Annotated in this window: 13 protein-coding genes and 1 pseudogene; 12 read left to right on the top strand and 2 right to left on the bottom strand. The window is 50.9% G+C overall.

The window, feature by feature from the left end:
* Positions 1-66 precede the first annotated feature (66 nt).
* The 8 genes from MKZ35_RS22740 to MKZ35_RS22705 all read left to right on the top strand — a co-directional run bounded on the left by MKZ35_RS22740 (position 67) and on the right by MKZ35_RS22705 (position 5,317).
* Positions 67-807, top strand: coding sequence for a hypothetical protein (locus MKZ35_RS22740; RefSeq protein ID WP_482515496.1), 741 nt, complete (start codon positions 67-69; stop codon positions 805-807).
* A 137-nt stretch (positions 808-944) separates the two neighbouring features.
* Complete coding sequence (locus MKZ35_RS22735; RefSeq protein WP_482515495.1) at positions 945-1,190, top strand: cyclic nucleotide-binding domain-containing protein; 246 nt, start codon at positions 945-947, stop codon at positions 1,188-1,190.
* A gap of 39 nt (positions 1,191-1,229) precedes the next feature.
* Entirely contained in the window at positions 1,230-1,715 is a 486-nt protein-coding gene (locus MKZ35_RS22730) for a helix-turn-helix domain-containing protein (protein WP_482511885.1), read from the top strand.
* Complete coding sequence (locus tag MKZ35_RS22725; protein ID WP_482515624.1) at positions 1,712-2,161, top strand: transposase family protein; 450 nt, start codon at positions 1,712-1,714, stop codon at positions 2,159-2,161. Before MKZ35_RS22730 ends, MKZ35_RS22725 begins: the two co-directional genes overlap by 4 nt.
* A gap of 21 nt (positions 2,162-2,182) precedes the next feature.
* Entirely contained in the window at positions 2,183-2,497 is a 315-nt protein-coding gene (locus MKZ35_RS22720; protein ID WP_482515494.1) for a Crp/Fnr family transcriptional regulator, read from the top strand.
* Positions 2,498-2,614: 117 nt separating this feature from the next.
* The gene (locus MKZ35_RS22715) at positions 2,615-3,787 is read left to right on the top strand and encodes a DUF3103 family protein (protein ID WP_482515493.1); all 1,173 of its coding nucleotides are present in this window, start codon (positions 2,615-2,617) and stop codon (positions 3,785-3,787) included.
* Between the two features lie 65 nt (positions 3,788-3,852).
* Positions 3,853-4,737 (top strand): transposase, encoded by an 885-nt coding sequence (locus tag MKZ35_RS22710; RefSeq protein WP_482515492.1) that lies wholly within the window; start codon positions 3,853-3,855, stop codon positions 4,735-4,737.
* A gap of 85 nt (positions 4,738-4,822) precedes the next feature.
* A complete protein-coding gene (locus MKZ35_RS22705; protein ID WP_482515491.1) occupies positions 4,823-5,317 on the top strand; it encodes a hypothetical protein in 495 nt (164 codons plus the stop codon).
* Between the two features lie 76 nt (positions 5,318-5,393).
* On the opposite strand, the gene MKZ35_RS22700 is transcribed toward MKZ35_RS22705, so the two are convergent.
* Positions 5,394-5,831: an META domain-containing protein gene (locus MKZ35_RS22700; RefSeq protein WP_482515490.1), complete on the bottom strand. Its 438-nt coding sequence runs from the start codon at positions 5,829-5,831 to the stop codon at positions 5,394-5,396.
* A 67-nt stretch (positions 5,832-5,898) separates the two neighbouring features.
* On the opposite strand from MKZ35_RS22700, the pseudogene MKZ35_RS22695 reads away from it, so the two are divergent.
* Both MKZ35_RS22695 and MKZ35_RS22690 read left to right on the top strand, forming a co-directional pair.
* Positions 5,899-7,222 (top strand): annotated as a pseudogene (locus tag MKZ35_RS22695) (M20/M25/M40 family metallo-hydrolase).
* Positions 7,223-7,673: 451 nt separating this feature from the next.
* A complete protein-coding gene (locus tag MKZ35_RS22690; protein WP_482515489.1) occupies positions 7,674-8,585 on the top strand; it encodes a cobalamin B12-binding domain-containing protein in 912 nt (303 codons plus the stop codon).
* A gap of 10 nt (positions 8,586-8,595) precedes the next feature.
* Here MKZ35_RS22690 and MKZ35_RS22685 read toward each other — a convergent pair whose 3' ends face one another.
* Positions 8,596-8,934: a tetratricopeptide repeat protein gene (locus tag MKZ35_RS22685; RefSeq protein ID WP_482515488.1), complete on the bottom strand. Its 339-nt coding sequence runs from the start codon at positions 8,932-8,934 to the stop codon at positions 8,596-8,598.
* Between the two features lie 75 nt (positions 8,935-9,009).
* On the opposite strand from MKZ35_RS22685, the gene MKZ35_RS22680 reads away from it, so the two are divergent.
* Together MKZ35_RS22680 and MKZ35_RS22675 are read left to right on the top strand one after the other, a co-directional pair.
* Positions 9,010-9,747 (top strand): electron transfer flavoprotein subunit beta/FixA family protein, encoded by a 738-nt coding sequence (locus MKZ35_RS22680; RefSeq protein WP_482515487.1) that lies wholly within the window; start codon positions 9,010-9,012, stop codon positions 9,745-9,747.
* 87 nt (positions 9,748-9,834) lie between these two features.
* Positions 9,835-10,812 (top strand): electron transfer flavoprotein subunit alpha/FixB family protein, encoded by a 978-nt coding sequence (locus MKZ35_RS22675; RefSeq protein WP_482515486.1) that lies wholly within the window; start codon positions 9,835-9,837, stop codon positions 10,810-10,812.
* Positions 10,813-10,881 lie beyond the last annotated feature (69 nt).

Genomic DNA, 10,881 nt, shown 5'->3' with positions numbered 1-10,881 from the left:
TTCAATCCTGAAAATTGTATATATTTTCGGAGTTGTAGCATTTCCTATTCACTCTATTAGCAATACATGAACCTCTTACGCTCTTTTCTTATTGCTGCTGGTGCCATTGTGAGTTTGCAAGCGCAGGCTCAAAGCGCAGCCGTTGGCTCGGGCAATGCAGCTCAGGAAAATTTGAAGTCGTTGGTCAATGGTTCGGCCTCCATCAGCTTCGACAATCGTTACGAAGGTGTGCGCGGTACGCCATACTTGGTTGCTGGCTGGGTGCCAGGCACTATTCAGCTTGCCTCGAAGGTGCCTCTGCCAGAAACCAAGCTGAAGTACGATGCTAATCAGCGGATGCTTTTGATGCTGCGCGGCCCCAAGGATTCCACTTATGTGGATATGAATAAGGTAGAGGGTTTCGTGCTCAGTGATCCAACCAAAACGCAGCCACGTACTTTTCAGCGTATTTATGATGCACCCGACCCAGCCCTACGGCGGGAGTACTTTGAAGTATTAGCGCCAGGAAATTACAGTCTCCTCAAGCTTCAGCGCAAAACCCTACAGAAGGCTAGCTACTCTGGCGCTTACAGCGCCGACCGTCGCTACGATGAGCTGCTCGACCAGACCGACTATTTCATTCATACGGCCGATGGTCGTTTGCAGCCCCTTAAACTCAACGCAAAGGCGTTGACGGCCGCTATGCCCGAACACGCTCCCCAGATTCAGGCGGAGCTAAAGAAGCGCCCGACCCTGCGTACCGAAGCCGATTTTGTAGCTCTGATGCCGTGGCTGAATACATTGGCGCCCTCGGAATCTGGCAAATGAGAAATTGACTTAATCAAAGAAAGGCTCACTACTCATATTTTGCTCCCCAACCAACAAAATAACAACCAGCCTGCTGAAGTATGCGTTTATTTTATTGACTTATTGACTTATTGACTTATTGACTTATTGACTTATTTATGAATTTGCTGGAAGCACTCAATAGAATTTGCGAAATAGCCCATCCCGTTCAGGAGGATTTTCAGAAAATAGCTAAACGGCGCATCTTGCCTAAGGGAGCAATTTTGTTGGAAGAAGGCGAAGTGAGCGATGAAGCATTTTTTGTAGAAAAAGGTCTGGCGCGGGCTTTTTATAACGAGAATGCCCGCGAGGTAACGGCTTGGCTGGTCAACGAAGGCCACTTTCTTTGCTCCCTGCCTAGTTAGAAGACTTGTTCCCAAATAGTATTTTTGGGGATGCTAGACGTGAATACGATAACCGATGACCGGCAGATGCGGGCCTTGACGGGGCTAGATGTGGCGGCCTTTTGTGCGCTGGCCGAGCCGTTTGCGGTCGGCTGCCAACAAGAAGCGGATGCCCGCTTTACCGACCAGCGCCCGCGCAAACGGAAGGCTGGCGGTGGGCGTAAGGGCGTGTTAACCAGTCCGCAGCAAAAGCTATTGTTCATTCTGTACTACCTCAAAACTTACCCCACCTTCGACGTGCTAGCCGCCAGCTTTGGCTTGCCCCGCTCTAAAGCCTGCGAACACGCGCACCGATTGGCCAAAGCGCTGGAACGCACCTTGCGCACACGGGGCGTACTGCCGGCCCGCACCATCGACTCGCTGGCCCAGATGCAACAGGTCTTCGCCGAGATACCCGTGCTGCTGCTTGATGCCACCGAGCGCCCCCAGCACCGCCCGCGGGCCGTGGTGGACCGGGCCGCCGACTACTCGGGTAAAAAAGACTGACCCGTAAAAATACGCTCATTGCCGACCCGGCCCGCTACATTCACTACCTGGGACCCACTACCTGCGGGGCGACCCACGACTACCAAGCGCTTAAAAACGAGTTTGATATCAACCTGGGCTTGCTCGACCTTTTCGAACTGCTGGCCGATTTGGGCTACCTGGGCTTCGTCGCTGACTACGAGCTGCCCGCGGAAAGCTTGCCCCACCGCAAGCCCCGGCGCAGTAAAAAACGCCCGGATGCGGCCCTGACCGACACCCAACGAACTGAAAATGCCGCCCACGCCCGCCGCCGCGTTAAGGTTGAACACGCCATCAGCGGAGCTAAACGCCTGGGTTGCGTGGCCCAAACCTGCCGCAATAAGTCCGCCAGCTTCAACGACCGCCTGCTGGCGCTGGCTTGCGGAATCTGGAACTGGCATCTTGTTAAACGAAAAGAAGCTATTTAGGAACAAGTCTATTTATTGCGAGTGCCATCCAAGGAAACCATTCAATTATTAGAGCCTACTACGCTGCTGGTAATAGCGCGGGAAGACCTTAACGCCCTCAAGCAAGCACATCCGGTGCTGGCCGATGTAGAATGCCGACTAATGGAGCAGTACTTGCTGTTGTATATGCAGCGCATCCGGGTACTGCAAATCCCGAAGGCAAAGGAGCGGCTGGCGGCCTATAGCCAGGCTCATCCCGAATTCTACCGGCGGGTGCCGTTGCGCTACATCGCTACATATCTGGGCATTGATCCCTCCACGCTCAGCCGGCTGCGCGGCGATTATAAACGAGGATAAGGCCCCGTAAATCCTGACAAATGTCAAGGGCACTTCTTGACATTTGTCAAGTAATAAGCTGATAGAGAGGAAGTAGCTTTGGATTATACAAAAACCTAATCCTAACCCTTTATTCGTATGAGGCAATTATTCAAAACATTCGCGGTAGCTGGCTTGACCACCTTGTTGGTGGCCTGCGACAAGCAGCAGGACGAGGACCTGATGCCCATCAGTGCCCAAGACGCGCAGGCCGCGCAGACGATGGGAGCAGGAACCGCCCACGAAAACGTAGCCCGGAAGCTGGCTAAGACTTTGGGCAGCGCCCAAGTGCGAAGCTTTCTGAAAGCCGAGGCGCTCAAGCAGTTCGACGGCGACTACGACGTGTTATTCAGCGACCTGCTGAGCTACGCGGCCACGAACCAAGCCGCGGCCGAATTGCGTGATCTAGCCGCTATCTCCCAAAAATTCCCTTTACTCAACGTTGCCGTGCCGGTCAATATTGAGAAATGGGACGCGCAAAACTACGCGCCGCTGGTAGCTTACTTACCAGATAATTACGACGAGCAAAATGCCAGGCAGATTACCGCGTTCGATGCCGCCGGCAACGTTCATTTGCTGGATGCAAAACAAGCGCCTACGGTTCCTGTCATCGTAATCAGTCAGAGTGAGCGCACGGAGCTGGAGCAGGGTAAAGTAGTGCTTAAAAAAGGTCTGATGGGTGCTGCCGCTACCTCTGGTAATGTAACCGCTGGGAATACAAACGGTAATTTAAAAGCAAAGTCTACTTCGGATTTGAATGGTCCCGAGTTTTGTAGTACCATGCCCTTCGACCAAGTGCTCTATTTACGTGGACTGCGCACTGATAACATGAACGCTATTGAGGAGTGGGTGCTTGGAGCACCAGAAATTCGCATGAACATTCATTATATTGATCAGAGTACTACGATCCAGAAAATTATCTACGGGAATGGTACTGAAACAGGGAACCTGTGGGAGCCAAGACGTCGGAGTTATATGGATAATAACTGGTGGAACTTCACTGATCGACTCATGCGTTGGTCAACAAATTATGGTGAAATAATTAATTTTACATTTTGGGAAGAGGATAGTGGTTCCATAATTAAGTTTGATATTAAAGTAGAAGGAGAGATTGACGGCATTAAGGTTACGGCAGACGGCACAGTAAATATTAAGAATGATGATGATTTTATTGGTACCTATCCAGTAGACCGTACTTTCTGTGCTAATTCAACCATTCAGCCACACGGTAACCAAGCGTTAAAGTTTCAACTAGATTATGATCTTTATTAACAGTAGATTTTTTATTATTTGATAATCAGTAGCTTGTGGGCATTAACAGTTCTTTTCATTTTTGTATGGCTTTCAGCATCTACCACAACCTGCGAACGGACAACCAATACAAAGCGGCAACCGGGCTAACTCAAGTTCAGTTCGACCAGCTTTACGAGCTATTCGCGCCTTTTTATGAACCCAAAATCCCGCAACCCTACCTAAAATCAAACCCGGTTTTAACCGATACACGCGAAGCCTTATTTTTTATTCTGCACTACTATAAAGCCTATCCCACGCTGCATAATATGGCCATCTACTTCGGCTTTTCTGAATTTGCGGTGAGCCAGTATTTAGAGCGACTAAAACCGTGTTTAAAAGCAGCTTTGCAAGCACAAGGCCTGACACAACGCGTTTTATTTACCAAGCAGACGCAATTTGACGACCTCTTCGCGGGTATCAACGATTTAGTCATTGACGTAACCGAAGTTCCGATTGAACGGGCTGCTAATCAGCAGCTTCAGGAGGAATTTTATAGTGGTAAAAAAAGGCACACCCTGAAATGGTTGCTCATCTGCTCGCTCAGCGGCCGGCTGTTGTGGATCAGCAAAGCCTATAGTGGCCGAACGCATGACTTCACTATTTTCAAAGAAATTTTCGCACATATAACCTTAAAAAACTATCGGATTCATGTGGATGCAGGCTTTGTGGGTATTAAAAAATTTATTAACTGCAAGTATGTTTTTATTCCTTTTAAGGCGCGAAAAAATCATCCACTCACGCCACTCGAACGTCTTATTAATCAGGTGTTGGCTCCACTTCGCGTCGTGGTGGAGAATGTCATTGCACGACTCAAATCGTTTTTCGTGCTTCGTACAACCAACCGGATGAGAAAAAAGGAAAAGCTAACCGATGCCTTCGCTTTGTGCGCCGAAGTAGCACATTTCAAGAATATCTGCTCAATCTGCTGATTATCAAATAATAAAAACTCTAGTGATTGCTATTGCCTTCTGGCTTTATAATTGAAAGAAGTAAATTTGATAAAAATCAACAATCATGAAGATAAAACTCACCATGACGCTTTTAGCAGCAATCTTTTTGCTCGCTAATTGCGAAGATTCTCAAAACTACCGTCCATTGCGTAAAATTGACGGTACGTGGAAGATTACCCGCTTACATTACGTAGATAGCAAAATTGGCACAGACTCACTAGTTGCCCCTGTAAATACTTTTCTGGTATTTAATGTGTGTACAAAGAATGACAATAAGCGGCCTTCCAACTGTAAAATGACATATCAAGCACCAGAATATTCCTTACCATTTACTTTTCAGGTGACTGACGACAACAGTCTTAGTATTAATGGTGACCGTTATACTGGGCCATTGCAGAAAGAATTCCGGCGCACTGAAGATGTGCTGAATGGCGGTTATCGAATAGTACAGCTTGATGACAATACCTTGCGTCTCGTAGGCGATAAACTCTGTAACGCCACCACCGGCCAACCGGAGACCTGCCGCTATCATATGGAGATTGATGCGGTGAAGCAGTAATTCGTTTCGATTAAATATTTCCTTCAACAAAAAAGCCGGCTACAAGCCGGCTTTTTTGTTGAAGGAAATATGCGTTTTATCTCAAATACACGGCCTCAAACACGGCTAGCGGCTTCTCCGCGTCAGCGGCATAAAAGCGTAGCGTGTCGCCCTCAATTTCGTAGCGCGCTACTTGCTGGAGCGCATTCAGGTACTCGTTTTCCACTTGTTGACGGGCTGCGCAAAACATCTTGGTCGAGCCTAAGCCGAGCAGGCGTAGCGTGGTAGGTGTGGGTTGCTCGAAGCGGCCGAAGAAGCGGTTGCAGCCCGCGAAGCCGGTCACCTGCTCAGAAGTAGCGTTGAATTGCAGATAGATTTCCTGACTGTTTTCGGGAGTGGTAATGGGGGTGGCAGCCAGCGTTCGGAGCACCCAGCGCGTGTTGCTCAGACTGGCGGCGGGAGTTGTGCTTTTGCTGCTCTGGCACGCACCCAGCAGCAGAAAAGATAGCAAAAGCAGGAAGTGGCGAAGTATCATAGCTGAAAAGAGCGACGTGGGGGGCAAAATCCGCGTTTCTCATACGGCAAAATGCATACCTTGAGCCATGAAAAAACTTGTCCTGATTATTGGCTTAGCTTGTGCAAGTCAATTAGCTGTAGCGCAGAAAAAAGGTCCGGCAATTAAGCAGAAAAACGTTGAACGCATTATTCGCACCCTAGCGGCCGACAATATGATGGGCCGGGCGTCGGGGCAGCCGGGCGGCTTACAGGCGGCGAAGTTTCTGGCCGCCGAGTTTGACCGGATTGGGCTGGAAAAAATGCCGGGTCTGACCACTTATGAGCAGGTGTTTCCGGCTTACGAGGTGCGCACCGGAGCCACCAGCGTCACGCTGAATGGTATAGCTATAGCGCCCGAAAATATACTAGCTGTATCGGGGGTGCCCACGCTTACTTGGACCAGCGAGGATGCCACCCCGCCGCAAGTCGTAGTCATTGGCCCTGAGGCCAACGTGCGGCAGGAAATGGGAGCTTTGCTCCAACCTGCTGCCAATACACTAGTCTTGGTTGATCCAGCTCATGCCCAGCGGTTCAGCCAGCTAGTGGGGTATATGAGCCATAGTAGTATGCGGGGCGAAGAGCCCAAGCCCTACGCCAGCGTATTTGTGCTGGCCGCCGCACCCACGGCACCCCTGAAGTTTACGGCTTCGGCTTCCACTTCTATCAAGACAGTGGAGCTGCGCAACGTGGTGGGTGTGCTGCCTGGCAAGGCCAAAGATAAGGCCCGCGCCGCCGAAATGGTGGTGTTCTCCGGGCACTACGACCACATTGGCATACTGCCCGCCGTGGCCGGCGACTCTATTGCCAACGGTGCCGACGACGACGCCAGCGGTACGACGGCCGTGGTGGCTTTGGCCGAGCACTTCAAGAAGAAGAAAAAATCAGCGCACGCTGGTGTTTGTGGCCTTTACGGCGGAAGAGATTGGCGGCTTTGGCTCAAAATACTTCTCCGAGCAGACTGATCCGCAGAAAACGGTCGCCATGTTCAACATCGAAATGATTGGCAAGGAAGCCAAATTTGGTCCCCAGACGGCGTTCATCACCGGCTACGAGCGCTCTGACTTTGGTAAGCTGCTTCAGCAAAAGCTGGAAGGCTCACCCTTCCGTTTCGAGCCAGACCCGTACCCCGAGCAAAACCTGTTCTACCGCTCCGATAATGCTACGTTGGCTCGTTTGGGGGTGCCTGCCCATACCATCAGCAGCGACCAGATTCCGACGGATAAGCTCTACCACAGCGTCGATGATGAGGTTGAAAGCCTTAATATGACGAATATGACGGCTATTATTTCGGCCATTGCGCGCAGCGCCGTAGGTATTGTGGCCGGTGAGCAAACGCCCACCCGCATCGAGCCCGCCAGCGTAGATCAATAACCAGAAAGTATAAGCGTAGAAACGAAGAAGCGGACCAGAAACCTGTAGGTATCTGGTCCGCTTCTTCGTTTCTACGTTTACTTGAATAACCGCACGCTCCTCGGAAACAGTAATCAGTCATTTTATTGACCAGTGAAAACGTGATAAGCGAAACCAGCCAGTTCAATTAATAGTACACAGACCGGAGAAGCTAAAGTCCGTCCTTTTCCATGTAATAGATTCTCTTAGAAATATATAGCCAGTTGAGAGCAGACTCTAGTATGATGGGAGGAGCAATGGGTAAGCAGTGATGAATCTAAAACAGCAACGTACGGTCGAAAGCATCTATCAACAGGCCGAAAATATAAAGAAGGAGGCCGCAGCGCTTTATTGCCAGTTGACACCAAGCGTAAACTACTGTGGGGGAGACGAAGAAAGCCGTAGAGCGCTGGAGCAGGAGATACAAAGCCACTTGACTGCTTTAGCAAACGCCATCTTGATGAGTAGCGCGGGCTTATTTGAAACACATCTATTTCATGCCCGGCACAACCCACCCGACCCTGCCCATGACCAAAGTCTGACGCAGCAGCTAACAGCCCTAAAGCAGGTTCTAGCCCAGCGTCTGCCTATCACGGAGTATATAGCGGCGGTTGGCTTTCTGGGTACTGCTTTTAAAGAGCTGGAGCAACCACTTATTGTAGCTGAGCCTTTGCCGCCGGTTACGTTGCTCCAAGAGACACCGCTTAAATGTTTGGCTGATGCGTACCTGGCGCACTTGTTGGCTGGGCAGCGCGCCGAAGCAATCAGACTACTCCGGGAGGAAGCCAAGGATGGTATTGATGTGCGCCTGCTCTACGAGCATGTATTCATGCCTGTGCAGTGGGAAGTTGGCTCGCGTTGGCATAAAGGCGAAATCAGTATAGCGCAGGAGCACTATTGCACGGCTGCTACCGAACTCGCTATGGCCATGCTCCACCCATATTTACAAACTGATACTCCCAATGGCTTTCGGTTCGTAGCCACCACGGTATCCAGCGATTTGCACAGTATGCCGGTGCGTATGGTATCCGACTTTCTGGAGCTTGACGGCTGGACTCCTTACTTTTTAGGAGCTAACACGCCGACTGATGGCATATGGAAGGCAGTTGTCGGTTTTAAAGCCGATTTGCTGGTTATTGGGGCTTCTATGGCGCATCACGTTGGAATACTGCATCAGCTTATCAGCGCCAAAAACAACACGACAGGTGCCAGCCGCGTGCATGTGATGGTCGGCGGAGAGCCGTTCAATGCCGATCCTGAGTTGTGGCGCGCCATTGGGGCCGATGCGTATGCGCCCAACGCCCGAGTGGCCGTAGACGCTGCCCGCAAGCTAATGCAACAATAAGCAAGGTTTCTTATTCGTCTTCATAGTCTAAGCCTAATAGCTGATTAAGAGCCTGTTGCAGCTCACTGGCGGCGTGCATCTGCCCGGATTTACGACTCACCTGTAAACCTCGACGGTAAACTTTTTCGGCGTCTTCCGGCTTTTCCAGTTGCTCCAGCAGCTTGCCCGCGTGGTAGTAAGTGCCCACGTAGTCGGGGTGTTCATCCAGTAAAGTTTGGTAATATTTCATAGCCAGCAGCGGCTCAGCAGACCGATATTCGGTGGCCAGCGCGTAGATCGTAAACGCGTCGTTGGGGTCATCGGCGTAGAAGGCCAAGAGTTGCTGTAAACGGCTGGGTGAGGTTTCCATAGGGCAGGAGTTTTCTGTATCTTCGCCCGAAATTAGGGGCTTTCCCGTAGTTATCTGTCCATATAAGCACCTTCGATGAAGTTTCTCGTTTGTATCAGCAACGTGCCCGACACGACCACCAAAATCGCCTTTACTCCTGATAATAAGGAGCTCAACAAGGCTGGGGTGCAGTTTGTGATTAATCCTTGGGATGAATATGCCCTCACCCGTGCCATTGAGTTAAAGGAAAAACTAGGCGGTAATGTGACGGTGCTCAACGTAGGCGAAGCCGATACGGAGCCCAATATCCGCAAGGCCCTAGCCATTGGGGCCGACGACGCTATTCGCGTAAACGCCAAGCCCACCGACGCCTTTTTTGTAGCCCAGCAGATTGCTGCTGCTGCTAAAGAAGGTGGCTACGACATCATTCTGATGGGCAAGGAAAGCATTGATTACAATGGTTTTCAAGTACACGGTATGGTGGGCGAGCTGCTCGGCATCCCGACCGTAGCGCCGGCCATGAAGCTTGAGGTAGAGGGAAGTATGGCTACGCTGGAGCGTGAAATTGAAGGTGGCAAAGAAATAGTGGAGGTGGCTACTCCTTTCGTTGTTTCGTGTCAGGAGCCTATGTGCGAGCCCCGCATCCCGAATATGCGCGGCATCATGACGGCCCGGACCAAGCCCTTGAAAGTAGTGGAGCCCACTGGCGAAGCTCCCCGCACCCAGGTTACCGAGTTTGCTTTGCCCCCCAAGAAGCAGGGTGTCAAGCTTATCCCCGCCGAATCGGCCGGCGACCTGATCAAGCTGCTGCGCAACGAAGCCAAAGTCATTTAACATTTATCAATCATCATTTAACATTTAACATTTATCAGGCAGCTTAGCGTGATAGATATTAAATGTTAAATGTTAAATGAAAAGAATATGTCTGTTCTAGTTGTAGTTGAGTGTGATAACGGTGAGGTAAAAAAGTCCTCACTGGAAGTAGCTTCCTACGGAAGCCAGGTAGCCCAGATGCTCGGTACCACGGCTACGGCCGTGGCCGTGAGCGAGGCTACTGAAGCCAACCTTGCCACCCTCGGCGAGCAGGGCATCAATAAAGTATTATACGACAACGATTCCCGGCTGAAGGATTTCGTAAACGGCGCCTACACCAAGCTGATTGCAGCCGCGGCTCAGCAGGAAAGCGCGCAGATAATTGTACTGGCTAACTCCAACATTGGAGCCGCTGTCGGTTCGCGCCTGTCGGTGCGCCTGCAAGCCAGCTTGGCTACTAACGTAGTAGAGCTACCCAAAACCGATGGGGGGCAATTTATAGTGAAGCGCGGTGCTTTCTCCGGCAAAGCCTTCTCCGACGTGGTTCTGAGCGGCGAGCGGAAGATTATTGCCGTGAAGAAGAACTCGATGGAGCCTTTGCACAACGCTGGCCAAACCGCCAGTGTAGCGTCGTTCTCTGCCCAACTCACCGACGCCGACTTTGCCGATGCACCCAAACAGGTAATCATGCAGGAGCAGGCCGGTGGCATTCTGTTGCCCGAAGCCGACAAAGTAGTATCGGGTGGCCGGGGCATGAAAGGTCCTGAGAACTGGAATCTGATCGAAGACTTGGCTAAGGCTTTGGGCGCGGCTACGGCCTGCTCCAAGCCGGTGTCTGACGTCGATTGGCGCCCTCACCACGAGCACGTAGGCCAGACGGGTATTACGGTATCGCCTAACCTGTATATTGCCTGCGGGATTTCGGGAGCTATTCAGCACTTGGCTGGCGTAAACTCTTCGAAAGTCATCGTTGTCATCAACAAAGACCCGGAGGCTCCGTTCTTTAAAGCGGCCGATTATGGCATCGTTGGCGACGTATTTGACGTACTACCCAAATTAACCCAGGCCGTCAAAGAGTTGAATTAATGCGTTGCTAAGTTGAGTTTTGATAGGTTAATGTCTTTGTTTTGGTTTAGGGTGGTAACTTATTGATTC

Source organism: Hymenobacter sp. R533113, assembly GCF_056835965.1.
The sequence above is the reverse complement of the archived record's forward strand: the minus strand, read 5'-3'. Positions and strand labels throughout refer to the sequence as shown.

Coding starts and splice junctions, on each gene's coding strand:
- MKZ35_RS22735 (WP_482515495.1), top strand. CDS start 945: ATGAATTTGCTGGAAGCACTCAATAGAATTTGCGAAATAGCCCATCCC.
- MKZ35_RS22680 (WP_482515487.1), top strand. CDS start 9,010: ATGAAGTTTCTCGTTTGTATCAGCAACGTGCCCGACACGACCACCAAA.
- MKZ35_RS22705 (WP_482515491.1), top strand. CDS start 4,823: ATGAAGATAAAACTCACCATGACGCTTTTAGCAGCAATCTTTTTGCTC.
- MKZ35_RS22700 (WP_482515490.1), bottom strand. CDS start 5,831: ATGATACTTCGCCACTTCCTGCTTTTGCTATCTTTTCTGCTGCTGGGT.
- MKZ35_RS22675 (WP_482515486.1), top strand. CDS start 9,835: ATGTCTGTTCTAGTTGTAGTTGAGTGTGATAACGGTGAGGTAAAAAAG.
- MKZ35_RS22740 (WP_482515496.1), top strand. CDS start 67: ATGAACCTCTTACGCTCTTTTCTTATTGCTGCTGGTGCCATTGTGAGT.
- MKZ35_RS22715 (WP_482515493.1), top strand. CDS start 2,615: ATGAGGCAATTATTCAAAACATTCGCGGTAGCTGGCTTGACCACCTTG.
- MKZ35_RS22710 (WP_482515492.1), top strand. CDS start 3,853: ATGGCTTTCAGCATCTACCACAACCTGCGAACGGACAACCAATACAAA.
- MKZ35_RS22685 (WP_482515488.1), bottom strand. CDS start 8,934: ATGGAAACCTCACCCAGCCGTTTACAGCAACTCTTGGCCTTCTACGCC.